The sequence below is a fragment of the Clostridium pacaense genome, assembly GCF_020709765.2.
Classification (GTDB): Bacteria; Bacillota; Clostridia; order Lachnospirales; family Lachnospiraceae; genus Enterocloster; species Enterocloster hominis.
The window spans coordinates 232,113-257,494 of sequence record NZ_JAJFEB020000004.1; the positions used below are offsets into that span (position 1 = coordinate 232,113).

At 52.5% G+C, this 25,382-nt stretch carries 20 protein-coding genes and 1 riboswitch; of the genes, 12 read left to right on the forward strand and 8 right to left on the reverse strand.

The features are described from left to right. Positions 1 to 75: 75 nt before the first annotated feature. Positions 76 to 1,356 (forward strand): DUF4261 domain-containing protein, encoded by a 1,281-nt coding sequence (locus LK536_RS39230; RefSeq protein WP_227795471.1) that lies wholly within the window; start codon positions 76 to 78, stop codon positions 1,354 to 1,356. A gap of 86 nt (positions 1,357 to 1,442) precedes the next feature. Here LK536_RS39230 and LK536_RS39235 read toward each other — a convergent pair whose 3' ends face one another. The 5 genes from LK536_RS39235 to codA all read right to left on the reverse strand — a co-directional run bounded on the left by LK536_RS39235 (position 1,443) and on the right by codA (position 8,281). Next, positions 1,443 to 2,783 (reverse strand): uracil-xanthine permease family protein, encoded by a 1,341-nt coding sequence (locus LK536_RS39235; protein ID WP_008717515.1) that lies wholly within the window; start codon positions 2,781 to 2,783, stop codon positions 1,443 to 1,445. Between the two features lie 53 nt (positions 2,784 to 2,836). Beyond that, positions 2,837 to 3,331 (reverse strand): xanthine dehydrogenase subunit XdhC, encoded by a 495-nt coding sequence (gene xdhC / locus LK536_RS39240; RefSeq protein WP_008717513.1) that lies wholly within the window; start codon positions 3,329 to 3,331, stop codon positions 2,837 to 2,839. After that, entirely contained in the window at positions 3,324 to 4,214 is an 891-nt protein-coding gene (xdhB, locus tag LK536_RS39245) for a xanthine dehydrogenase subunit XdhB (RefSeq protein ID WP_008717511.1), read from the reverse strand. The genes xdhC and xdhB overlap by 8 nt, the downstream gene beginning before the upstream one ends. Positions 4,215 to 4,239: 25 nt before the next feature. Further along, a complete protein-coding gene (xdhA, locus tag LK536_RS39250; protein WP_025486695.1) occupies positions 4,240 to 6,666 on the reverse strand; it encodes a xanthine dehydrogenase subunit XdhA in 2,427 nt (808 codons plus the stop codon). A gap of 81 nt (positions 6,667 to 6,747) precedes the next feature. Next, a riboswitch (purine riboswitch) is annotated at positions 6,748 to 6,844 on the reverse strand. Positions 6,845 to 7,003: 159 nt separating this feature from the next. Further along, positions 7,004 to 8,281 (reverse strand): cytosine deaminase, encoded by a 1,278-nt coding sequence (gene codA / locus LK536_RS39255; RefSeq protein ID WP_331472114.1) that lies wholly within the window; start codon positions 8,279 to 8,281, stop codon positions 7,004 to 7,006. A gap of 213 nt (positions 8,282 to 8,494) precedes the next feature. Between codA and LK536_RS39260 the strand changes: the two genes are divergently transcribed. Beyond that, on the forward strand, positions 8,495 to 9,253 hold the full coding sequence (locus LK536_RS39260) for a creatininase (protein WP_227795470.1): 759 nt from the start codon (positions 8,495 to 8,497) through the stop codon (positions 9,251 to 9,253). Between the two features lie 12 nt (positions 9,254 to 9,265). On the opposite strand, the gene LK536_RS39265 is transcribed toward LK536_RS39260, so the two are convergent. Further along, positions 9,266 to 10,459: a PucR family transcriptional regulator gene (locus LK536_RS39265; protein WP_034578062.1), complete on the reverse strand. Its 1,194-nt coding sequence runs from the start codon at positions 10,457 to 10,459 to the stop codon at positions 9,266 to 9,268. Between the two features lie 149 nt (positions 10,460 to 10,608). Here LK536_RS39265 and LK536_RS39270 point away from each other — a divergent pair, with 149 nt between their 5' ends. The 6 genes from LK536_RS39270 (at position 10,609) to LK536_RS39295 (ending at position 17,242) form a co-directional block, all read left to right on the forward strand. Then, complete coding sequence (locus LK536_RS39270; RefSeq protein ID WP_008717500.1) at positions 10,609 to 12,015, forward strand: ADP-ribosylglycohydrolase family protein; 1,407 nt, start codon at positions 10,609 to 10,611, stop codon at positions 12,013 to 12,015. A gap of 24 nt (positions 12,016 to 12,039) precedes the next feature. Further along, positions 12,040 to 13,146, forward strand: coding sequence for a BMP family ABC transporter substrate-binding protein (locus LK536_RS39275; protein WP_227795469.1), 1,107 nt, complete (start codon positions 12,040 to 12,042; stop codon positions 13,144 to 13,146). Positions 13,147 to 13,253: 107 nt separating this feature from the next. Beyond that, positions 13,254 to 14,780, forward strand: coding sequence for an ABC transporter ATP-binding protein (locus tag LK536_RS39280; RefSeq protein WP_120056366.1), 1,527 nt, complete (start codon positions 13,254 to 13,256; stop codon positions 14,778 to 14,780). After that, entirely contained in the window at positions 14,770 to 15,855 is a 1,086-nt protein-coding gene (locus tag LK536_RS39285; protein ID WP_008717494.1) for an ABC transporter permease, read from the forward strand. Before LK536_RS39280 ends, LK536_RS39285 begins: the two co-directional genes overlap by 11 nt. A gap of 5 nt (positions 15,856 to 15,860) precedes the next feature. Beyond that, on the forward strand, positions 15,861 to 16,766 hold the full coding sequence (locus tag LK536_RS39290) for an ABC transporter permease (protein ID WP_008717492.1): 906 nt from the start codon (positions 15,861 to 15,863) through the stop codon (positions 16,764 to 16,766). Next, complete coding sequence (locus tag LK536_RS39295) at positions 16,763 to 17,242, forward strand: ureidoglycolate lyase (RefSeq protein ID WP_025486699.1); 480 nt, start codon at positions 16,763 to 16,765, stop codon at positions 17,240 to 17,242. The genes LK536_RS39290 and LK536_RS39295 overlap by 4 nt, the downstream gene beginning before the upstream one ends. Positions 17,243 to 17,273: 31 nt before the next feature. Here LK536_RS39295 and LK536_RS39300 read toward each other — a convergent pair whose 3' ends face one another. Further along, on the reverse strand, positions 17,274 to 18,890 hold the full coding sequence (locus tag LK536_RS39300; RefSeq protein WP_227795468.1) for a PucR family transcriptional regulator: 1,617 nt from the start codon (positions 18,888 to 18,890) through the stop codon (positions 17,274 to 17,276). Positions 18,891 to 19,106: 216 nt separating this feature from the next. Here LK536_RS39300 and LK536_RS39305 point away from each other — a divergent pair, with 216 nt between their 5' ends. The 4 genes from LK536_RS39305 to LK536_RS39320 all read left to right on the forward strand — a co-directional run bounded on the left by LK536_RS39305 (position 19,107) and on the right by LK536_RS39320 (position 24,453). Beyond that, on the forward strand, positions 19,107 to 20,051 hold the full coding sequence (locus LK536_RS39305; RefSeq protein ID WP_120056368.1) for a flavodoxin family protein: 945 nt from the start codon (positions 19,107 to 19,109) through the stop codon (positions 20,049 to 20,051). A 201-nt stretch (positions 20,052 to 20,252) separates the two neighbouring features. Next, positions 20,253 to 21,740: an FAD-dependent oxidoreductase gene (locus LK536_RS39310; protein ID WP_227795467.1), complete on the forward strand. Its 1,488-nt coding sequence runs from the start codon at positions 20,253 to 20,255 to the stop codon at positions 21,738 to 21,740. Positions 21,741 to 21,776: 36 nt separating this feature from the next. Beyond that, positions 21,777 to 23,867 carry an FAD-dependent oxidoreductase gene (locus LK536_RS39315; RefSeq protein ID WP_227795466.1) on the forward strand — a complete coding sequence of 697 codons (2,091 nt, stop codon included), beginning with the start codon at positions 21,777 to 21,779 and terminating at the stop codon, positions 23,865 to 23,867. A gap of 13 nt (positions 23,868 to 23,880) precedes the next feature. Further along, the gene (locus tag LK536_RS39320) at positions 23,881 to 24,453 is read left to right on the forward strand and encodes an NADH-ubiquinone oxidoreductase-F iron-sulfur binding region domain-containing protein (protein WP_227795465.1); all 573 of its coding nucleotides are present in this window, start codon (positions 23,881 to 23,883) and stop codon (positions 24,451 to 24,453) included. A 379-nt stretch (positions 24,454 to 24,832) separates the two neighbouring features. Here LK536_RS39320 and LK536_RS39325 read toward each other — a convergent pair whose 3' ends face one another. Continuing rightward, positions 24,833 to 25,330 (reverse strand): GNAT family N-acetyltransferase, encoded by a 498-nt coding sequence (locus LK536_RS39325; protein ID WP_227795464.1) that lies wholly within the window; start codon positions 25,328 to 25,330, stop codon positions 24,833 to 24,835. Positions 25,331 to 25,382: the final 52 nt, after the last annotated feature.

A 25,382-nucleotide genomic window follows, 5' to 3' on the forward strand; every position in this document is an offset into this window, starting at 1 on the left:
CCCCGGCAATCAGTTTCATCAGGACATTTCCATGAGCGGTACTTCAATTATAGAAAATAGCAGGAGGATAACAGCATGAACCAACAACAGGCAGCAGCCATGCAGTCAATGAAAGAGTGGCTTTCACATCCGGGAGAGCTTGGAAGGGAACCGGCAAAGATAGAACCAGCGGGGGAGTTTGACCTTCATGGCCTGCATTATTACATGTTCCGATATAAGAAAGGGATTCTTGGCAAATGGCTTCTGGGCGTCTGCGGCGGATACGGACCAGGAGATACGGAGCACTGCGGCCATGTATTCAGCGAGATGGAACCATACGATGCTGCAACCGCTGTGGACAAGGCAAAAGAAATGGTGGAGATGATCCGCCGTTACTGGATGGAACAGGCAAAGGCGCTGGAACAGGAGGCCCGTCCTGCAGATCCTGAAGGTTCAGGTGAAGACAGCGGGAACGTCAATGATGCATGTAGGGAAGTTGCGGGAAGGAAGGATGCAGACAGGAACCATGCAGGCCGGAATGATATAAATGAGGATGGGGATCAGGAGGAAAATGACGAAACCGGAACCTTCGTAGGCTTTGTCCTGCTCTCAGAACCCCACTGGTCACCGGACAAGCTGGCGGCAGATATGAAGGCGGACTGGGGGATTGACTGTATTGAGGAAGAGGATGGGGAGACATCAGGGGAAGATGTATCCGCCAATGACGAAGGGAACACGGCATATGATGACGAGGATGCCCCCCACATCTACTCTGTCAACGGTCTCAGGCTGGTGGTCGCCATGATGGATGCGCCTGTGCCGGAGGGGGAAGCAGAGGCGAATGCCGCCAACAACTATATGTGGCCCGAGGCAGTTGAAACCGTTAAGACACATAAAGCCCATCTGATGGTTGCAATCATGGGAAAAGACGCGCCTGTAAAGGAGCGCGGCCTGCTGCTTGCCAAGCTTATGGCTGCCTGCTGCAGACAGGAAACCGTTCTGGGCGTCTATACAAGCGGAACCGTTTTCCAGCCCCGGTTTTATCTGGATGCTTCAGAGATGATGAAGGACGGCGGACTTCCCATCCTGAACTGGATTTATTTCGGCCTGTACCAGACCGAAGGGGGATGGAACACCTATACTTATGGAATGAGGGCATTTGGCAGGGATGAGATGGAAGTGCTGGATGTCAGGGCCGAACCCCAGGAACTGAGGGATTATCTCCTGAACCTGGCATACTATGTGCTGGATGGGGATGTGGTGCTCAGGGACGGGGAGACCCTTGGATTCACTGCGGAGCAGAAGCTGCCTATTACGCGGAGTAAGGGAGTGTCACTGGACGGGGTTACTTTGAAGATTGGGTACCCGGAATCATAGTATCAATATGGAAAGGGCGGGGAATTTCCCCGCCCTAAATAGACCCTGGACTTACATGAATCTTGGACTTACAGCCGTCCACACAGTTATTCCTCCAACATCTTAATATCCATATCCTTCGGCAGCACCAGACTCAGGAACACCGACACGACAAACACGACAGCCACCACATTGGCAGAGAATACGGACTGCACAAGCTCCGGGAAGATATCCCATATGCCAATCTCGCTGGCGGTGGTGAAGCCGATGCCCACTGCCAGGGAAAGGGAGACGATGGTGATGTTGCGCTGGGAGAAGCCGCATTTTGAAATCATCTGAACGCCTGAGGTCAGGATGGAGCCGAACATCATGATGGTGCATCCGCCCAGGACCGCCTGGGGAAGGGAGGCAAAGAAGTTGCCTACCGGAGGAAGCAGCCCGGCCAGGATCATACAGGCCGCTCCTGTCATGATGGTGAAGCGGTTAACTACCTTTGTCATTGCAATCAGTCCCACGTTCTGTGAGAAGGAGGTGACCGGAGGACATCCGAACAGGGTGGAGACAGCGGAACAGTATCCGTCGCAGGCAAGGGAACCGGAGATTTCCTTTCCGGTGATTTCACGGTTCAGGCCGCCGGATACAAGTGCGGATGTGTCGCCGATGGTCTCTGCCGCGGACACCAGGAAAATGATGCAGGCAGAGATGATTGCCCCTGCATGGAACTCAGGAACAAAGGGAAGCAGGGAGGGAAGGGCAATGATGCCGCCGGACATGATCAGGCTTAAATCCACCTTGCCCAGGAAAATGGCAATCACATATCCCACAATCAGCCCGGCCAGGACGGAAAGCTGTTTTAAATATCCTTTTGCGAAAATGTTCCACAAGAGGCAGGTCAGCAGCGTCAGCGTGCCAAGAATCAGGTTCTGGGCAGAGCCGAAGTCCTCTGCATAACCGCCGCCAAAGGACCGGGCGCCGACCGTAAAAAGGGAGAATCCAATGGCTGTCACGACGGAAGCGGCAACAACCGGGGTGATGATCTTACGCCAGTATTTGGCCAGAAGTCCCAGGGTCCCTTCAAAGATACCGCCGATCAGCACAGCGCCCACCACGGATGGATACCCGTAATTGGCGGCAATGGTGCTGAGGACCGTGACAAAGGTGAAGCTGACGCCCATGACCACCGGAAGCCTGGAACCGATCCTCCAGACCGGATAGAGCTGGACCAGTGTGGCGATTCCTGCAACGAACATGGCGTTCTGAAGCAGGATGGCTGTCTGGGCCTGGGTTAATGCGGGCTGTGCAGCGCCTGCGATGATGGTAATCGGCGCAAGGTTGGAAACGAACATTGCCAGAATATGCTGCAGGCCGAAAGGGATGGCTTTGCCAAGCGGCACCCGTCCCTCCAGCTTATAAATATTATTAATGCTGCAATTTGCATTGCTGTTCATGATTTTGTTACCCCCTGTTATTTTTTAGGATCTGGTGCCGCGCGGGCAATCCCTTAAGACTCCGTCTTATGGCTGATCTGATATACCTCTTCCACAATCCGTTCCATTGCATTCAGGATATTTTCATATCCCGTGCACCTGCACAGATGGCCGGAAATCAGCTTCTTCAGTTCTTCCCTGTTATACTTCTTGCCGGTTCCCACGATTTCCACCGCGCTCATGATAAGGCCGGGCGTACAGAAACCGCACTGTACCGCAGCCTCCTCGATGAATGCCTTCTGGATGGGGGACAGTTCCCCGTTTGGCCCCTTTAATCCTTCCACGGTCATGACGCTTTTGCCTTCTGCCCAAAGTGTCATATAGATGCAGCTGTCAATGGCTTCCCCGTTTACCAGTACGGTGCAGGCGCCGCATTCCCCGACCTCGCAGCCCTTCTTGACGGATGTAAGCCCCAGACGCTGGCGCAGTGTGTCTAACAGGGACTCCCGTTCGTCCACTGCCAGCTCCACATCCTTTCCGTTTACCTTCATGTGTACGATTTTAAGCATCTATCTCTCCTCCTGCCTTTTTAATTGCCTCTTTCAGCGCGCGCTTGGACAGCTCTTCAATCAGCTGAAGCCTGAATTCCTTGGAAGCCCTCCATGAGGTACGCGGATTGACCTGCGTAAGCGCATCCTTTCCAAAGGCAAGGATGGCGTCGCTATCATTGATGTCATGGCCCCTAAGGCCTTCTTCCGCCTTGAGGCAGCGAAGGGGGGTGGGACCGGCCACGCCGTAGCCCAGCCGTACATCCTCAATCCGTTTCTTATCAGGGGACAGCTTTACCCTTACGGCGCATCCCAGGGTGGCTATCTCCATGGCCTTACGCTTGCCGTACTTGATGTAGTGTCCGGTCCAGCCCTCGAAGCTTTCACGGCGGATCACAAAACCTTTACAGACCTCACAGCGGTCTCGTACCGTCCGTCCGGGCCCGGTGTAAAATTCACATACAGGCACGGTGCGCTCACCTTCCGGCCCTTCCAGGACCACGTCCGCTTCCAGGGTCCACATGGTGGACGCGGAATCGGCAGAGGTTGCGCCGTTGCAGATATTCCCGCCGATGGTACCGGTGTTGCGTATCTGTGGGCCGCCGACCATGTCCACGGCATCCCCCAGCATGGGGATGTATTCTTTAATCAGCGGGTCATTGGTGATATGGGAAAAGGACGTCCCGGCGCCAATCCACAGATTGCCGTCCTCAAGAAGCTTCACGCCCTTTAATTCCTCCAGGTTGTGGATGGATACCAGGGAACGTCCGGCATCCTTACCTTCCCGCACGCGGATTAATACGTCGGTGCCGCCGCTGATGATTTCGGCATCCGTATCCTTCACAAGGGCCTGGATTGCGTCTTTCACGCTTACGGCCTCATAAAATGATTTAATGTCAAACATGGCTCTCTCCTTATACCGGTCCTCTTTATATCAGACCTTTTTCCTTGAATTTCTCAATCAGCCTCTGGGCTGTCATAGGTGTCACGTTCATGTGGACCCCGGTTGCATTTAAGATTGCATTGCGGATGGCGGGAGCGACCGGTATAGCAGGCGGCTCGCCCAGGGATTTGTTGCCGTAAGGGCCGGTGGGGTCCTCTAACTGGATGAACTCCACATTCAGGTCCGGCGTATCCATGGCAGTGGGTATCTTGTAATCCAGAAGGTTGTTGTTTAACGGGCGTCCTGTTTTCTCATCCACCAGAAGTTCCTCTGAAAGACCGTATCCCAGTCCCATGCTCATACCGCCGTGAACCTGGGCACGGGCTGTCTGGGGGTTAATCAGGATTCCTGAATCATGGACATTGACAATATCCGTCACAGTCACCAGCCCCAGGGGCATATCCACCTCAATCTCCACGAAACAGCAGCCGGAGGAGAAGGTGTTGTCCTTGCACTGGTTGGTCACTTCCGCCGTGATATGTACGGAGCGGTCCAGGGAGTAGAAGGCAGTATCCGCAACCACGGACACGTCAAATAATTCCGGTGCGCCGCCGCTTACGATGACCTTGCTGTCAGCGATGTCCAGCATGTCCTCGGTGATTTCCTCGCCTTCGTGGAGGCCAAGGGCTTCCCTGATCCGCATTCCGGCAGCCTTTACCTCTTCGGCATACACGGTCCTTGACAGGTCGGTTACATCGTGGTTCAGCATATATGCAGCGTATTCCAGGATCTTGTGGCGGAACTCTTCCCCGCATTTCTTACAGGCCATGCCGGACACATAGGTCTGGCGGGATGCATAGGCGCCTGTATCAAAGGGGGTGATGTCCGTGTCCTGGGTGGAAACGATATACACCTTATCAAAGGAAATGCCGGTGGTTTCCGCCGCCATCTGGGAGAACACGGTATCCGCGCCCTGGCCGATTTCCGTGGCGCCCATGCACAGCTGCATGGAGCCGTCCTGGTTTAATACCATGCGGGTAGAAGCTGTTTCCAGGGAAATGGGATGCACGCCTGTCTTGTAGCAGAAGATTGCCATGCCCACGCCCTTGCGGACAGGTCCTGTCTGATTCCTGTATGCGCTCCATTTTTCGTCCCAGCGGATATGCTTCCTGCCGACCTCGATACACTGTTTTAATCCGTAGGAGTGGAAGGTGATGCCGTTGGCCGGATCCACGAATCCATCCTCCATACAGTTCTTAAGCCGGAATTCGCAGGGGTCCATGCCAATGGCATAGGCCATGTCGTCATTCAGGCATTCCGCGAACCAGTCTGCCTGGGGGATGCCGTAGGCCCTCATGGCCCCGGCCGTGGGAGAGGAGGTATATACGGTGAAACAGTCCACTTCGGTGCCAAACTCATCCCTGTATAAATCCTTGAACACATTGCCGCAGTTGGCGCAGATTGCATGGCCGTGGGAGGCATAGCCGCCGTTGTTGGCATAAGCCTCCAGTTTCCTGGCAAGCACGCGTCCGTCCCTGGACACAACGCCCCTGCATATGCCCTTTATGGCGTGTCGGGTGCGTGTTCCGGAAATGGTTTCCTCCCGGCTGATTTCCAGTCTCACGGGCCGTCCGCCCACGGAGAGGGTAAGGAATGCATTTAACGGCTCGTAGAGCACATCCTGCTTGTTGCCAAAGCCTCCGCCGATATACGGCTTGATGATGCGCACCCTGCCGATGGGAATGCCAAGGGCCTGGGCCGTACATCTCCTGACAATGTGCGGGATCTGGGTGGAGGAGATGACGGTGACCTTACCGTTGGTGTCCACATAGGCCCATGAAACAGGAAGTTCGATATGGCAGTGGGAGATACGGGGGGTGTCGTACTCCACATCCATGGAAACAATATTGTCAGCGCCATAGGTTTCCACGGCCTTTTTAAGCCCCTCTTCATATGTAAAACTGCTGTCCCCCATGGTCATATGGGAGTGCACGATTACGTTGTCTTTCCTGATATCCGGGTGCAGCGGTGTGGCGCCCTCTGCCATGGCTGCCTCAACCGTGACAATGGGCTCATATTCTTCATAGTCCACCTTGATTAAACGCGCCGCCTGGAAAGCCGCGACCTCGTCCTCCGCCACAACAGCGGCAATATCATCCCCGTACAGCCGGACGCGTTCATTCAGCACCTTGCGGTCGCAGATATCCTGGTGTTTGGTTTCCACGCTCCAGGGGTGTCCTGCTGTGGGGAACTGGCAGTCGGGTACGTCAAAACAGGTGACAATCTTAACCACGCCCGGCACTTTGTAAGCCTCCGTCAGATCAAAGCTTTTGACCCGCCCGTTGGCTATGGTGGAGTGCACGACCCTGCCGTGAAGGATGTCCCTGGGTTCCAGGTCCGCCGTATATTTGGCTTCACCCGTCACCTTTCCGTAAGCATCAACACGTTTCACTTGCTGCCCTACAATATTCATTATTCTATTTTCCTCCTTGTATTGTTTTTGCCAAAAGATATACCGGAATATTCAGAAATGCCCTTACACAAACAAAAAAAGAGCTGGCTACATAAGATATGTAGTCAACTCTTTAAGGTAGTTGGTAGAGACTCTGGGCCAATCCCCAGGATATACATATTGGCAATGGATATGTTAAATTGTTTTCATGTGGTATATTATAATACCTAAAAAAATTTTAGTCCATAGGCAAAATTCTAAAAATTATTTGAAAATGTTTGTGCAATATGCATAAAAATAACGGCGCCATACTCGTATATTATTGCCAATAAATGTGAACGCATCCATGTGTTTCCGCTTATACATCCTGCACTTTGCTGAGAAAACCGCAGTTGAGTTCGGTTTTGGCAGGCTGTTTACGGAACAGGAAGCTGCCCCTGCGCACGGATGCCAGGACGCCGACCCGTTCGCAGATGGCTTCATAGGGATCGGAGGCGTCCAGCACAATGAAGTTGGCGTCATTGCCCGGCCGTATCCCATAGCTTCCTTCCATGGACAGGGTGCGGGCGCCATTGTCCGTGATGTAGCGGAAGCTGTTTTCTATTTCAGGAAATGACATCAGGTGGCAGATGTGCAGGCCAAAGTCCAGGATGGTCATGAGATTGCCGTTGCCCAAAGGATACCATGGGTCGGAGATGGAGTCCTGGGCAAAGCATACGTTGATTCCTGCATCGCTCAGCTCCTTGACGCGGGTCAGGCCGCGGCGTTTGGGATAGGAGTCATACCTCCCCTGGAGATGGATGTTCTCGGTGGGGCAGGAGATTATGTTGATGCCGGAACGCTCTAGGAGCTTAAAGAGCTTATAGACATATGCATTGTTATAGGAACCCATGGCGCAGGCATGGCTGGCAGTCGTACGGCTGCCGATCCCGTTCTGGTAGGCCAGGGCTGCCAGGGATTCAATGAACCGTGACTGCTCGTCGTCCGTCTCGTCACAGTGGATGTCAATCAGCTTGTCATATTTAAGGGCCAGCCGGATGACCGTCTTAATGGACTGTTCGCCCCATTCCCTGGCAAATTCATAGTGGGGGATGGCGCCCACCACGTCAGCCCCCATGATCAGGGCTTCTTCCACCAGTTTATCGCCGTTGGTATATGAATACATCCCTTCCTGGGGAAATGCTATGACCTGAAGGTCCAGTACCCCCTTCAGTTCGTCCCGCAGCTCCAGGATGGCCTTTAGCCCGTTAAGGGACGGATCCGTGACATCCACATGGGTCCTCATGTACTGGGTCCCGTTCAGTATCTCCTTTTTTAACGCGATTCTGGCCCGTCTTTTTATTTCCTCCACGGAACGGTTCTGTTTTCCGCGGGACCACCGTTCAATCCCCTCAAAGAGGGTGCCGGAACAGTTGCCTGCCCCCGGTTCCCTGGCAGTGTATACGTAATCCAGATGGATGTGGGAATCCACAAAAGGAGGAAGCACCAGCTTTCCGTGAAGGTCGCAGATATTCCCCACAGGATATTTTTTATTCAGGCATGGCCCGATTTCCAGGAAACGGCCGTCCTCCACCAGCAGGTCGCATAAATCCGGCTCATGATAAAGATGCGCATTGGTAAACAAGATTGTATTCAATTGATTCATTCCCTCCATATGAGTTTTAAGACCACATTACAGGAAAAGGATAAAAAAGTAATTGTGCCAAAGGACCAAAAAATCCCCGGTTCTTTTGTGTGCGTCGGGCCTAAAGCATGGCCTGTATTTTTGTGCGGACCACACCTTAAAAGGACAGGGGAAAAACAGTATGATAGTGGCATGATACAAAGATGAGACAAAGGGAGGGACAAAATGATGTCAGGACACATCAAGATGAAGGAAATGACGTGGACGGAATATGCGGGGAGAAAGGATGGCATCGTGATCCTTCCTATCGGGGCAACGGAACAGCACGGGCCGCATCTTCCCCTGTGTGTGGATACGGTGCTGGCGGAGGAATTTTCATACCGCATCGCAGGACAGGTGGATGGGATTGTGGCCCCGGCCCTCTGTTATGGATATAAATCGAAGCCCTTCAGCGGAGGAGGCCCTCTGTTTCCCGGAACAATTGACCTGAACGGACAGACGCTGCAGAACCTGGTGCAGGATGTGATTGACGAGTTTGTAAGGGACGGGTTCAGCCGGATCCTGCTGTTCAATGCGCATTTTGAGAATGAACCCTTTGTGGTGGAGGCCATGGACCTGTGTTCAGCCAGGCATGGGGATGGGGTAAAGCTTCTTTTGATGAACTGGTGGGACCCCATGTCACCCAATATGATTGAACGGATATTTGACCAGGTGCCATTCCCGGGCTGGGCGCTGGAGCATGCTGCCATTACGGAAACCTCCCTGATGATGTACTTTGCGCCGGAACTGGTGCGTCAGGACCTGATTGCAGACGTGGATCATGTGGACCCGGGATTCTGCTACCGGTATCCCATTGATAAAAACAGCATACCGTCCAACGGGGTGCTGGCCACGGCCAGATCCTCCTCTGCCCTGAAGGGGCAGTGGATTGTGGAGGATGTGGTTTCCAATATCAGTGATTTCATCAGACGGGAATTCTGTTAGACGGGAATTCTGCTAGACGGCATGAAGGTAATCGTACAGGAGGATGCTGTTGAACAGTTCCAGGTTTTTAAGCGCATTGGATAAATCCGTGTGAAGAAGTTCCTTTATCAGGGATAAACGGTAAACAAGGGTGTTCTTGTGGATGAACAGGGCCTGGGCGGTCTGGCTGGAATGGCAGTTGTTGATGAAATAAAGCCGGAGTGTCTCTAGAAGATTGGATGAATGCTGTGTGTCATATGTAATCAGGGGTTCGATGTTCTTAATGCAGTAATCCCGGATGGACTCATTCTTATCAAGTTCAAACAGGATGCGGTAGATTCCCAGGTTTTCGTAGTGGATGATGTGGTTGGGAAACAGTGCGTGGAGGTTTTTGGTGGACAGGGCCACCGTGATTTCATGGTAGCATTGTTTGATCTGATTCAGCTTGGTAAAGGTGCGGCTGAAAGCCATTTTCATATAACCTCCCCTGGATGCATGAAGCGCCTGGATGTATTCGAAGTTATTCGATATGGTGTTCTGCAGATAGACGGTATCGCTTCTGCTGTCGGCCGTCAAAAGGAAAATCAGCCGGTTGGCATAGGAACAGCTGAGTATGGCCAGGCGGCTTGACAGGGCAATGTTCCGCACAGAGGCAGACAGGTGCTGGAAGTTGGATTCAATGGCTTCTGAGAATACATTGTCGGCGGATTCCACCACGCATATACAGTACTGGGAATGAAGGCGGATGTTATAAAAATGCATGATGGAGTCAATATCGCTGTTGTTGGAAAAAAGCAGGCTTTCAAGGAAGAAACGGACGTTCTTGCTCTTCTCATTGACCTGTTCCATCAGTTCAATGATTTCCCGGGTGGCGTCAATCAGCTTCACGTTCCAGGGCATCTGGAACACGGGAAGCCCTTCCTGGTCCGCTTTTTCAATCACCTTTTCAGGGATTTCGGGAATGTAATCCGGATTGAGCAGGAATACGATGCCGGATAAGTTTTTCTGGATGCATTCCTCGGTCAGGTTCAGCAGGGATTCATCATCCGAGGGGATGCCTACCCCTGTCAGGAAGAGGATTTCACCTCCGTGGAGCCATTGGGATACGCTGGGGGTGGTGCCTACGTAAGGCCAGGTGATTTTCCTCCCCAGGCCGGTCCTGCCTCCCCTTAACCGCGCGTCGCGGAAGGTGGACAGTTTAAACAGATCTTCACAGTAAATAGCCATTGTTGTTACTCCTTTCATTGTCGGCTGACAGTATTATCTAAAATTATACTAAAAGATAGGATAAGCATACATGTGTGGGGGGAACGAAGAATTATATAAAACCATTGTGCAGAACAGACAAAAAAATATGAATATAAGGAGAAAATATTATGAAACGAGCATGGGAATATGACTATGAATTTTTCTGTGACGCAATTCCGGTCAGGGACCGCACGGATCTGATCCAGTGGGACAACCTCCTGGAGGGAAAATTCCTGGAGGAGGCAAGGCAGATGCTGGAAACCGGAAAAGGGGCGTGGATTAAGCCGCTGCCGGAATCCAAGGCGCCCTACTCCAAGATGCTGGGTGCGATTTCCAGCATGAGGAACATGGGATACGATGTACAGGAAGCAGACCGCCTGATACCGGAAGCATTCAGGGCCATTGATGAGGACAGGCTCATAGACCTGCAGATCATCAATGCCCGGGTATTTAAAGCCCTGGCAGAGGCGCCGAAGATAGAAAGCCACCCCTACTGGTCCTACACGGTTTACAACAGCTTTGAACAGTACGCGCAGTCCGTGAAGTTCCAGGAATACCCGGAATACAGGCTGCCTGGGCAGGATGCGCTCTTTGAGAAGGTCCATGCAGGGTGGCTGGGGGAAATCATTGGCTCCGCCCTGGGAACCGCGGTGGAAGGGTTTAAATCCTCCAGGATATGGGAGGTATTCGGCGAGATAACGGAATATGTGAAACCGCCGGAAACCCTGAACGATGACATTACATTTGAACTGGCCCTTCTGGAAGCGTTCCGGGAAAAGGGGTATGACATAACCTCGGAGGATATCGCGGATAAATGGGTGGGGTATATTCCATTTGCCTATACTGCGGAGGAGATTGCGCTGAACCATCTGCGCCACGGCATCTATCCGCCGGAAAGCGGTTATGTGGCCAACCCATACCGGGAGATGATCGGGGCCGCCATGCGCGCCGCCATCTGCGGCGCCCTGGCGCCGGGAAACCCAAGGATGGCGGCAGAGCTGGCGTGGAGGGACGGGTGCGTTTCCCATCACAACAACGGCATCCTAGCAGAAGTGTTTAACGCATTGATTGTTTCCATGGCTTATGTGGAAACCGACATGCAGGTAATCCTTGACAAGGCCATGCGGATGATCCCGCGTGACAGTGAATTCTACAGCGTCCTCGCATTTGCATGCCAGGCCTGCAGTCAGTCCAGGGATTACCGCCAGGCATGGGAACTGTGTGAGGAAAAGTATAAGGAATACAACTGGGTACATGCGTACCCCAACCTGGCTGCAGAGGTTGTGGCAATCCGTTTTGCGGGCAACAGCTTTGAGCGCGCCATGACGATATTGATGATGGCCGGTCAGGATAATGACTGTACGGGCGGCCCCATAGGACATGCTTATGGGGTAATGCTTGGACTGGATGCACTGGATGATAAATTTGTCGCTCCCCTCAGGGACCAGCTGGATACCTATGTGAGGACCATGGAGAGCCAGTCCATAACGTCATTATCCAAAAAGACCACCGAAGCCATTCTGAAATATAATTAAACCATGAGAAGGGAAGGAACGATTATGAGAGTGAAGAAATTAGCAGCGGTTACATTGTGTGTTGCACTGGGGTTATCAACCGTACTGGCCGGCTGTGGGAAGACGGCACAGACTGGGCAAAGCGGGACAGCCGCAGCAGGGCAGACGGACACAAATCAGGACGCGTCTGCCAAGGCGCCGGAAACAGATGCGGCTGCGGAGGAAACCAAGGCAGAGGAAGAAAAAAACGATGGGAAAAAGGTGATTGGCCTTCTGATCCCGTCACCTGTGGGGGACCCGTTCATTGCCCTTTGTGTCAAGGGCCTGCAGCGCCTGGCAGATGAAGAGGGAGCAGAATTAAAGATTGTGGAGACACTGGACAAGGCCGAGTATGAGGACCAGGTGCGCGCCATGGCGGACATGGGGTATAACCCTGTCTATACCATGTGGGGCGACCTTTCGGAAATCGCACTGAGGCTTGCGCCTGAATACAAGGATACGGATTTTGTCCTGTGCGACGTATACATGGAAACCAATGAACCTAATGTAAGCTCGGTATCCGTTGACCCGTCCGAGTCCTCCTTTATCGCCGGCGTGGTTGCGGCCAATAACACGGAAAAGAAAAAGGTCGGCTTCATTGCCCATGCAGACCGTCCGGTCAGCCGCAAGTACAGGGATGGCTTTATCCATGGGGTCCACTATATAGACCCGTCCATCCAGGTATCCGTTGCTTATGTGGGCAATGACCAGGATCCTGTTAAGGGACAGGAGGTTGCCAAGCTGATGATTCAGAACGAAGGCGTTGACTTAATCTTCCAGTCTGCTTCCAGAAGCGGCCTTGGCGTGATTGCGGGCTGTGATGAGCTGAATGTAAAATGTATCGGCAGCGACGATTATCAGGGCGATGTTGGAAAGAGCGTCATCTGGTCCGCCTTAAAGCCCATTGATGAAGCCCTGTATAAAGAAGGAAAAGCATCCTTTGAGGGAACCTTTGAAGGCGGGGACAAGGAATACGGAATGGCCCAGGATCTTCCGATGTATACCCAGCAGGAATTTGACAAGCTGTCCCCGGAGCTTCAGGAAACAGTGAAAACAGTGGGGGATGAGATAAAGGCAGGCACCATTGACGTGACAAAGGACACCGCTAACTAGGGGACTTAAGGCATACCCTGGCACGGCTTACGCCCCGGCAGGGGGGCAGGAACATTCTCCGGCAGTTTACCTTGCTGCCGGGGAATTCCTTAAAAGGGAGGGATCTTATGGATGAAGTTATCCTTGAGGTAAGACACATTTCAAAGTACTTTGGGCAGCTGGTGGCAAACAATGACATCAGCCTGACTGTAAAAAAAGGTACCGTGCACTCCATCATCGGGGAAAATGGAGCTGGCAAAAGTACGCTGATGAATATGATTTCAGGTATTTATAAACCCAGCAAAGGGGAAATCTTTGTAAAGGGCAGGAAGGAAGTGTTCAGGAATCCCAATGATGCCACCAGGTGCGGGATTGGTATGGTACACCAGGAATTCATGCTGTTCCCGGAGCTTACGGTGTTGGAAAACCTGATGATGGGATTTGAGACAAAGAAGGCGGGAGGATTCCTGGATAAGAAGACTGCCAAAAAAGATATTGAGGAGATTGCGCAGAAGTATGGTTTTTCCATCCCTCTGGATGAACGGGCCGAGGACCTTCCCGTGTCCCTCCTCCAGCAGGTTGAGATTGTAAAGATACTGTATAAGGGTGCGGAGCTTATCATTCTGGATGAGCCAACAGCCGTGCTGACGCCCCAGGGTATCGAGGGGCTGTTCCAGGCAATCCGTTACCTGACAAAGCACGGAAAGACCGTTATCCTGATTACCCATAAGCTTAAGGAAGTAATGGAGATATCGGATTACATCACGGTCCTGAAAAATGGCGAGGTGACCGGGAACCTCTATCCGCAGGATACGGACGAGCATGGGCTGGCAAGCCTTATGGTGGGGCGCCAGGTACTGTTCAATACCAGCAAGCATGAAAAAGATACAGGCAGCACGGTGCTTGACGTAAAAGGGCTGACTGTTGTGGGAAGCGATGGGATTGAGAAAGTAAAGAACGTGGGTCTGTCAGTGAAAAAAGGCGAAATCGTGGGAATCGCAGGTGTTGCCGGCTCTGGACAGGGTGAACTGATAGAGGCGGTCTTTGGGCTTAGGAAGCCGAAAACCGGAACGATTACATATAAAGGCGAAGACATAACCTTTGCAACGCCAAAGGAGAAACGGGAAAAGAAAATCGGATATGTGCCCCAGGACCGTCTGGCCACGGGATGCAGTACGGACTGCAGCCTGGTGGAAAACTGCATCATGGGTTATCACGTGGCCCACAGGTTCAGGAATCCCCTTCTTGTGAATAAAAAGGAAGCTGAGAAATTTACCAGGGAAGTGGTGGAACAGTTCCAGGTAAAGACCCAGGGTATCCATGACAAGATGGGCACCCTGTCGGGCGGCAATATCCAGAAGGCCATTGTGGGACGTGAGTTCCTTCAGGACAATGACCTGCTGATCATAGAGGACCCCACCAGGGGCATTGATGTGGGCGCCATAGAGTTCATCTGGCAGAAAATCATCGATATTGCCCAGAAAGGTGTTTCCGTGCTTTTGGTAAGCCATGAGCTGGGCGAGGTGATGGAGCTTTCCGACCGGATCCTGGTCATGTATAACGGCGAGATTGTGGGAAACCTGGAAAATACGCCGGACCTGGACGAGAAGACCATAGGACTGTACATGTTAGGAGGGAAGAGGGATGAAATTTAGACTGGCACAGAATACCAAGCTGGAAATCCTGAAATACATCTTATCCATGCTGATGGTCATGTTCATCGGCACCTGTATCATACTTTCCCAGGGAAACAGTCCAACAGAGGCATTTTCAGCCCTGATTACAGGTTCCGTGGGAAGCGTCAGCGCCATCGGGACAACCATCCGCTGGGCAACCCCCAGCATCATAACAGGAATTGCGGCCGTGATTGCATTCAAGTCCGGGATCTGGAACGTGGGGATTGAAGGGCAGATGTATTTCGGCGCATTCCTCGCAGCCATCATCGGGGCGTCCGTTGCGGTACCGAAAATCATACACATACCGCTGTGTCTGGCGGCTGCCGGGATTGGCGGCATGCTGTTTGCATTCATACCCGCAATCCTAAAGCTGACGCTGAATGTGAATGAACTGATCTGTACCCTGATGTTAAACTATGCGGCCTCCCTGTTTACGGAGTACCTGACCTTCAAATACATGGGGTTTGACGCTTCTGAACTGGCGGACGCCATTGCCACGCCGGACATGCTTCCCACTGCGCGCCTTGGCACCATCATACCTAAGACCAGCGCCAGCACCGCTATTTTCATTGCCCTTGGAATCGCCATCCTGGTGTATCTTCTGTATAAATATACGGTAAAGGGATATGAGCTAAAGATGGTGGGGGAAAACCTGAGGTTCTCCAAATACGGCGGTATTAACTATAAGAGGACCTTCATCCTGATTTTCCTGCTGAGCGGATTCATCGCAGGCGTCTGCGGCGGAACCGAGATGACCGGCTCCTTTGGCAAGTTCAGGCCTGCGTTTGCCACCAATCTGGGCTGGGACGGCGTCATGATTGCGTCCATTGCCAAGAACAATCCCATTGCAGTCATTTTTATTTCCATATTCTGGGGAATGTTAAAGAGCGGTTCCTTCCACATGGAAAGGGTGACCAATACCAACCGTCTGGTAATCTCCGTGCTCCAGGCCGTATTCGTGCTGCTGGTGGCTGTGGACTATGAGGCCCTGTATAAGTGGCTGTGTGAAAAACGCCAGATCAGGATGCTTCGCAGCCAGAAAGGGGAGGTGTAGAAGGTATGTTTAAATTACTATTCAGTGTTTCCACATTAGCCGCCACAATCCGGCTGTCCGCGCCCCTGGCCCTGGCTGCAATGGGCAGTGTGTTCGGCCATAAGGCAAAGATATTCAATATCGGTCTGGAGAGCTATGTGCTTACAAGCGCATTCTTCGCCACCTGGGGCAGCTATCTGTTTGAGAATGCGTTCATGGGGCTTTTGTTCGGCATCGCGGCAGGGATTGTCATGTCCGCTGTTTTTGGAACCTTTGTGCTGCATTTTAAATCAGACCCTATCGTGGTGGGCATTGCCATGAACCTAAGCTCCTGGGGGCTTACCTCCCTGCTGCTGTTCAATATATTCCATATCAGGGGCTCCATACTGGATCCAAGGATCAAGAGTTTTGGCAGCATCCACATGCCCTTCCTGGATGGGATCCCGGTGGTGAATGAGATATTTAATAACCAGAACATCCTGGTTTACATGGCATTTGCAGTGGTCATCCTTTCCCAGATCGTCATGTACAGGACGCCCTTCGGGCTGCGTCTGCGGGGCGTTGGGATTAATGACAAGGCGGTGCAGACAACGGGTGTGTCCGTGGTAAAGTATAAGTGGGCCAGCCTTATCATCACAGGCGTCCTGGCGGGGGCAGCGGGCGCGTTCCTTCCGCTGAGCGGCATATCCATGTTCACGGAGAACATGTCTGCGGGAAAAGGCTTCCTGGCCGTGTCCGCGGCCCGTATCGGCAAGGGCGACCCTTTAAAATCCTTTTTTGCCTGCTTTATCTTTTCCTTTGCGGACGCGCTTTCCGTGGGCCTGCAGAGCTTTAACATACCGTCCCAGCTGGTGCTGATGGCGCCCTATGTGGTGACAATCGTGGTAATGTGCCTGACCAACTTAAACGAGCTTAAAAAGGAGAGCGTATGATACTGAAAGCAGTGGATATTAAGGAATTTGATTTTACCGGATACGGTACATATTATAATATGACAGGGGACAGGGACCGGGTTTACAGGACCCTGGGGGAGGATTTTGAGGACTATATGACAAAGACGCCGCTCATCGATACGCCGGGGCAGCTGGGATATACCATCGGCATGGATGCGCCCTATGTTGTAAAGGCCATGGAGAAACATGACCATACCCAGGAAGCGCTGTTCTGCGCCGCTGACCCGGTCGTGCTTTGCGTGGCAAAGTCCAGGGGGGATGAGCCGCCCCGGGCCGAAGATGTGCGGGCCGTTATCCTGAATCCGGGGGATGTGGCGGTCCTGGACCGGAATATCTGGCATGATGCATGCCATGGCATCGGGAAGAGGAGTGCTTACTATTACCTTGCCTCCCAGGGACCTGCCCCGGCCCTCTGGGTCCGGGTATCCGGGGACGGGGTGTCGGTTACAGCCTGACCGGGCGGAGGGACGGACGGAATGGACTGCATCACCCCATGCCGAGATAATCCAGCGCCCGGAAGGAGTATTCATAGCTGAACAGGGCCAGGCCGTCATTCATGTCAATGCCGAACAGGTCGGCCATTTTCCCCAGCCTGTAGAAAAAGGTGCTTTTGTGGATATGCAGTTCCCCGGCCGCGGCCAGGGCATTCCGGTTCTTTGCAAGGTAGACCCGGAGTGTCCTGGCGTATTCCGTGTTGTTGGTGCGGTCATATCCGGTCATCTGTGTGATGACCGGGTGGACGGAGGCGGCTAAAAGTCCGGTATCCTTATACTGGCAGAAGCCATGCTCCAGATAATATTGTTCATAATAGATGAAATGCCGGTCTTTTTTAAGGCCGGTTTTTTCATGGAACAGGGACAGCTCTTTCACCTGCTGCCAATAGATGCTGCTCTTTGCAATATCCGTGTAAGGATAGCTGACGTAAGCCTGCATGTGGTTTAGCTGCAGGAAGGCGGCAAACCGGTTCCTGCCTGTTTCACGGAAGGGATTCCCGCTGCCGCTGGGCAGGAGGACAACCAGGTCGCCGTGGAACAATACCACCATGCAGTTTGGGAGAAGGGACAAAAGCTGTTCAAAATATCCTTTGTACTGCCTTGGCTTGCGCGACGGATCCGTGAATTTAAGAAGCAGGATTGTGTAATAAGGCATCTGGGCGCGTCCAAGCTGGACCAGGTGGCTGGCAATGTATTCTGCCCGGTCAAAATGTCCTTCCAGAAGCTCCGTGAGGAAGTACTCGTATCTCAGTCCCGTGGGATGGCGGTAACTGGAATCCTTCTGCATTTCAATGGAAAGCATCTTGGAAAACACATCAATGAATTCCATATCGTCTTCCGTGAATTCCCGGACCGTACCCCGGACACAGATATAGCCCACCACGGCGTGATGGATGCGTATGCTTTCAAATACCCATTGATACGGGTAATCGTCCAGGGTGGTTCTATACGGCACGGTGGAGGAGTAGATGTGCCGGATGATGTTCTGGTCCGCCATGTTCTGGAACAGGGAATCCTTCAGGTAAAGACGCCCGTGCTTTTCCTCCAGGTTGTCCGCATCCTTCACAACCGGGCTGGCGGCAATGACCGAGAAGCTGGTATCACAGATGGTGACAGGGTTGCCAAGAAAGGTATGGGCCACATGGGCCATACCGTCAATCCCGTTGTCACTGTGCAGTGACTGGAATAATTCCTCCTGTTTCAGCTTCAGCGTATAATGCCGGAAGATGACCTCCTGGATGGCGTTGAATACCCCGCAGGCATCCAGGACTTCCTGGATGTAGAGGATGCGGGGGTTATCCGGGGGTGTATCCTGCCCGGTCAGCAGGATGTTCGGCAGATGGCAGGAAGGCGCCGCGGCCTCAGGGCGCCCGGCAGGGAAGGCGGCCTGTGTGGCCCCAGCGGAGAGAGCGGCCTCAGGGTGCCTGTCAGGGGCCGCGGCCTGGGAACATGCGATATAAAGCAGTTTGTCCCCATGGTCCGGGTCTGTTTCCGGTTTTTGCGTGAGGAAGCGTGTTCCTTCAATTTCAGTCCGTGTATGGAACTGCCCATGTACCTTCACATGAAAGGTGGTTTCCAGATGACGGACAATGGTTCCTAAGTATGCCATGTTAAACCTCCTATCAGACAAATGTCTGAAAAACAGCAGATGATTGCGGATTATATCCGACTTGGAATGGATGATTGTTAAAAAAATAACTGATATATTTATATAAAGTATAGCAGATTTTCGGATAGGTTTCAATTCCGACTATCCATCCGTAACATCTAATCTGTAACATCTGTTAGAAAAAATGATTCAGACAAAAGTCCAGGAGGAGAGAAAATGTCAGTAAAAGTAATGGGTATCACCGCAGGAAGAAAGGACAGCAACAGCGAGATACTGTTAAAAGAAGCGCTTATGTACTGTGAGGAGGCCGGTGCAGAGGTAACCATGGTCAATCTGAAGGATTATCATATTGAAAGCTGCACAGGATGTACTTCCTGTACAAGAGGAATGGCCCAGGGGAAGAATGTGGGCTGTGTGCTGGATGCAAAGGATGACAAAAAGAAAATCATGGAGGTCATGCTGGCCCAGGACGCCGTGATTTTTTCCGCGCCAACCTATGATCTGATGCCCAATGCGGAGTACCTGATATTTGCCCAGAGGAGCTTAAGCTATGAGACTGCATTTTTAGAGACAATCGGTGCAATTGAGCATAAGGACAGGGTTGCGGGGCTGATCTGTGCCGGAGGTTCCACCAGGGCGTGGCAGTCCATGGCCCTGGAGGCCATGCAGGCCACCATGTTCACAACCGATATGAAGGTGGTGGACATGATACTGGCCGCAAGGGTGCCGGGACGGGCACAGTGCCTGCTGGATGAAGGCTTGATGGCGCGGGCAAGGAAGATGGGTGAAAACATCATGACAGCAGTCCGTACACCGGCAGGGGAGCGGACCTGGCTGGGGGATGAGGATATGGGCTGGTGCCCAAACTGCCATTCCAATGCCCTGGTTCTGGGGGAACCCCAGTGGGACGGGCTTCACTATCCCGTGGAATGCCAGGTCTGTGGCGCCGGCGGCAATCTGGAAAAGACAGGGGATGGAAAATGGAAATTTGTCATCCAGAAAGACGGATACCTGAAGGACCGCACCACGGTGGCGGGAAGGGCAAGGCACCTGGAGGAAATCGGTCACACCGAAGGCGGGTTCTATGCGGATCCTGAGAATCTGAAGCTGGTTCAGGAAAGGCTTCAGAAATATAAAAACAAACAGTTTAAACGCGTTTAGTGCGAAGCGGATTTGTGCCTTTGCACAAAAACAAGCTGCATATGGAAGAAAACATAAGGTGCAGGCATGATGTTAAGGGATTGTCAATCCTTTATAATTTGAACCAGACAGGTGATGCAATCCATGGGGGATATGAAGCCGCCATTGACATTGTGTAATACGCCCGGATTAACAGGGATAAAAGAAAATGGAGGAAGAAACATGAAGAAGATGGAAACAGACATTATTGTTGCAGCTGCCGGCCTTTCCGGCCTTGCGGCAGCCATATCAGCGGCAGAGAACGGAGCCAGGGTACTGGTTTTTGAAAAGTCCGGCACCACCGGGGGCGCGGCCAACATGGGAATGGGACCTCTTGGGGTCGGCTCCAGGATCCAGAGGGAGCACATGATTTCACTGACACCGGGGGAGGCGTTTCGCAAGCACATGTATTTTACCCACTATCGTGTGGATGCCAGGATGGTCCGTGACTATTACTACAAATCAGGGGACACCATTGACTGGCTGATGGACATGGGCGTGGAATTTGCAGGCGTGCAGAGGGCGTTCAGCGCGCCGGAGGACACAAGGGCTTATTCGGACGGGGAGTTCACATGGCATGTTTGTAAGCCTGAGGGCGGCGGGATACCCGGACCCAGGGCAGCCACCGCCATGACCAAGAAAATGACGGAAAGGGCCAAGGAGCTGGGCGTGGAATTCCTCCTTGAGACACCGGTCCACAAAATCATCATGGAGGACGGCCGCACAGTGGGCGTGCTGGCAAAGGACAAGGACGGGGAAGAAATTGAGGCAAGGGCCAATTCAGTCATCCTTGCCACAGGAGGCTTTGGGGACAACCCGGCCATGATTAAAGAAGAAACAGGATATGAGTTCGGAAAGACCATTTTCAACTTTGCGATTCCCGGCATGAAGGGGGACGGGCTGCGCATGGCATGGGAGGCCGGCGCAGGCAAGGAACCCTGCACAATGGAACTTATGTACCAGCTTCCTGATAATATGAACCATTTTATCCTGGACGGCGCATTCCGCCAGCCATGTCTGTGGGTGAACCGCAACGGCCAGAGATTCATGCCGGAGGACCAGATTGGCAATACCACCTTCACAGGCAATGCAATCACGGCACAGCCGGGCAGCGTGGCCTTCTCGATCTTTGACAGCAAGCTGCTGAAAAAGTATAAAAAGAAAGGTCCGGACATTGTAAGCCACGTACATCCCCATGACCTGTACGACCATTTTGATGAGCAGTGGGAGAGGGACCTGGCAGATGGCTATGAACCCATAACACAGGCGGATACCATTGAGGAACTTGCACAGAAGGCTGGAATCGACCCCGAGGGGCTGGCCGCCCAGGTGGAAGAATACAATGAGATGTGTGAAGCCGGGTTTGACGAGATATTTGAAAAAGACAGGCATTACATGCAGCCCATTGCAAAGGCGCCGTTCTACTGCTGCCGCCAGAACGTGGGCGCATACGGCTCCCTGGGCGGCGTCAAGATTAACCACAGGACACAGGCCATGACCCAGGAGGCAAAGGTGATTCCGGGATTATACTGCGTGGGAACGGACGCATGCAATATTTTTGGTGACAGCTATCCATTTATCCTTGCGGGCAACACCATGGGCTTCTGCCTGAACAGCGGACGCATTGCAGGCGAGAACGCGGCGGCGGAGCTGGATGGGTTTGAGTACTGATACCAGGGAAACCCGGCCTGAAACAGGAGTGAAATAATGAAGATTACAATAGACGGAAAAGAAATAGAAGCAAAAGAGGGCCAGTCCGTGCTTGAGGCTGCCTTGGCTGCCGATATTTTCATCCCCCATCTCTGCAACCATCCGGACCTTGAAGCCAAGGGAGGCTGCCGCCTGTGCTCCGTGGAAATCGAAGGCGGCAGCGGGGCGGTCCCGGCATGTGAAACCATGGCAGAGGAAGGCATGAGTATCAGGGTCAACGGTCCGGAAGCGGAGAAGGTCAGGAAAATGGCCATGGAGCTGATTCTGGCAACCCATCCCGCAGACTGCACGGGCTGTCCCAAATATGGCAGATGCGAACTCCAGTCCATGTACCAGTACATGGGCGTCAGCCCGGAGCGCTGGAGGAAGAAATCCAGAAGTGTTGCCAATGACGACAGCAATCCCCTGATATCCCACCTGTTCACCAGATGTGTCCGCTGCGGGAGATGTATCCGCGCCTGTCAGGACCTTCGCGGCGTAAAGGTGCTGGATTATATTAAGACAGACGCAGGGGTCCGCGCAGGTATTCCGGAGGGAAAGACCCTGAAGGAAGCCGGATGCCGTTTCTGCGGGGCATGCATCGAGGTCTGTCCCACGGGTTCCATCATGGACCAGGTGAAGATCATGAAGGAAAGCCGCTCCATGGCAGAGAACATCGTACCCTGTCAAAGCACCTGCCCGGCCCATATCGATATCCCCAGGTACATACGGTATATCAGGGAAGGGGATTTTGACAAAGCGGCAGCGGTTGTCCGCGAAAAGGTACCATTTCCCGAGACACTGGGAAGTATCTGCAATCATGCCTGCGAGAGCGGATGCAAGAGGAATGAACTGGACGCCCCTCTTTCCGTGTGCAGGTTAAAACGGGCTGCGGCTGCAAATGAAAGCGGCGCATGGAAAAAACGCGTCCGCAAAGAACCGGCTACCGGAAAGAAGGTGGCTGTGATTGGCGCCGGTCCGGCGGGGCTGACCGCTGCCTATTATCTGGCAAAAAAGGGACATGAAGTTACCGTGTTTGAAAAGAATCCAAAGGCCGGAGGCCAGTGCCGGTACGGAATTCCGGCTTACCGTCTTCCGGACCAGCTCCTGGACAGGGAAATCAATACCATCCTGGAATCGGGAATTGAATTAAGGACAAACACACAGCCCACATCCCCGGACCAGCTTCTGGAACAGGGATATGACACCGTACTCGTGGCAGTGGGAACACATAAAGGAACCAGGCTTCCCCTTGAGGGAAGCGGCCTGCCCCAGGTATATGTGAATACCGATTTCCTGAAACAGGCAAGGCTTGGAACACCGCTTCCCGTAAGCGGAAGGGTCATGATCCTTGGCGGCGGCAACGTTGCCTATGACTGCGCCAGGACAGCCCTTCGTCTGGGGGCAGAAGAGGTACATATGGCCTGTCTGGAAAATGAACAGCAGATGACCTCCACGCCGGAGGAAATCGCTGAAGGCGCGGAAGAAGGCATCCTCCTCCACGCGGCCCATTCATTCCTACGCATAACGGGTACAGACCGTGTGGAGGGAGTGGAACTCCAGAAGGTGAACCGTTTTTATTTTGATGAAAACAGGAAGGCGGTCATTGAGCTGGAGGAGGGGACGAACCAGGTAATACCGGTGGATCATGTCATATTCGCGGTTGGACAAAGGCCGGAGGACACGGAGCAGATGGGACTGGAACTAACCCACGGCCCATATATCCTGGCAGATGAAAACCAGCGGACCAGCCTGGAAGGCGTCTATGCGGCAGGAGACGTCGTGACCGGGACAAAATCCGTGATTGAGGCAATCGCGGCAGGACGCAGGGCAGCAGGGCAGATGGATCTGTATCTGGGCGGAGACGGTGATATAAGCGAGATGCTTCTGGATAAGGAAACCCCGCCGTCCTATATTGGCCGGATGGAAGGCTTTGCAGGACAAAAGCGCACAACCCCCAGGACCGCGCCGCCGGACCAGAGGATACAGGGCTTTACGCAGGTGGAAGAAGCGTTCACCTGTGAGCAGGCCATGTGCGAGGCATCCAGATGCCTTCAGTGCGACTTAAGGCTCCAGCTTACAAAACCAAAGCTGTGGAATGAATATTAAGGGGGTGTCCGCAATGAGTACATTGGAAAAAATAAAAAACCTGAAAGAGACAGACTGTATCGTAGATATCCTCTTAAAAGAAGTCAGGGCAAACCAGTGCCAGACCTGTGGGAAATGTGTATTCGGTTACGAAGGCATCACCCAGCTTGAGCTTACCCTGGGCGACATCACGGAGAAAAAGGGGCGCAGCGGGGACCTGGACCTTATGAAGGACCTGTGTCAGATGATGAAAACCCAATCCCTCTGCGAGACAGGGGAGGAGATAGCGGAGGCAGTGCTGGCTGCCATCCAGACATACCCCGCGGACTTCGAGGCGCACATCGGCAAAAAAGCCTGTAAAGCCGGGGTCTGCAAAAAATTCATGACCTATCACATCCTGGCTGACAAATGCACCGGCTGTGGGGACTGCATGGATGAATGCGAAGAAGACGCCATCCAGGGCAAATCCCGCTTCGTCCACATCATCCTTCAGGACGAATGCACCCAATGCGGCGCCTGCCTGTCCGCGTGTGAAGAGGACGCAATCGTAAGGGCTGGCTTGGTAAAGCCAAAATGTCCAAGAAAGCCGGTCCCATGCAGACGGTAGGCGGGGGATGTATGGATGTTTTTGTGGGAGGAAAATGAGGTAGGCTGAATTGATTGGCAGACATAGTGGATAATCGAGCCGGAAAGGTATTCAGATACAAAATCTGAACCCCTCGGTTTTGGCTAAAAATAGCATCTACATCCATTTCCCTCCTGAATTAGGCTCTTTGGAAGCGTTATATATCAAAAGCCTTTCACACCCTACTGCATTACTTTTCCATAATCAAGAGAGCGCGAAAGCACAACTTACTGTCGCGCTCTTGATTGCCACACAAGCAGGGGCAGGCAGATTTGTCAATGATGGCGAAGCTGTTCATTTTATCGTTGACAAGGACGGCTGGCTCCACTATCTAACATTCGATTATATTCATTCGCTTGTGTTATTTCATCTTTTTTTCAAGAATGAAACTTCCTTCTTCAATATCTTTTGGGTTTTCAATCCTTACAACATGAAATCCGCATTTATTGATATAAAAATTATGATTTCTACGAGAAAAGATGGGAGTTTCTGTTTTCCATACATCCGTATCTGAAAACTCATGTTCAATAAAATCCCAAACCAATTTTCCAATGCCTTTATTCTCTGCCACTGGGTCAATAAAGATATTACCAAGAAAGTTTTGCTTGGTGTCTGCATTAATCCAAAGTATTATTGCACCAATAACCCTCCCGCCTTTAGAAATTTTGAAAGCGGTTGAATCATTATCAAGCGCATACTGACGTAAAAAATCACCATTATCATAACCAGGAGGACCGCCACATTCTTTTCCCAAATGGATTCTGGTATCTTCATCAAAAGCACGCTTCATAATAGGGGTAAGAATCTCAATATCCTTTTCCTGCACTTCTTCAAAGAGCAGATTACCATATATTTTCACAACTTTTCATCTCCTTTGCCGAATATAAATTTTTTCCATGCCACATGTGATT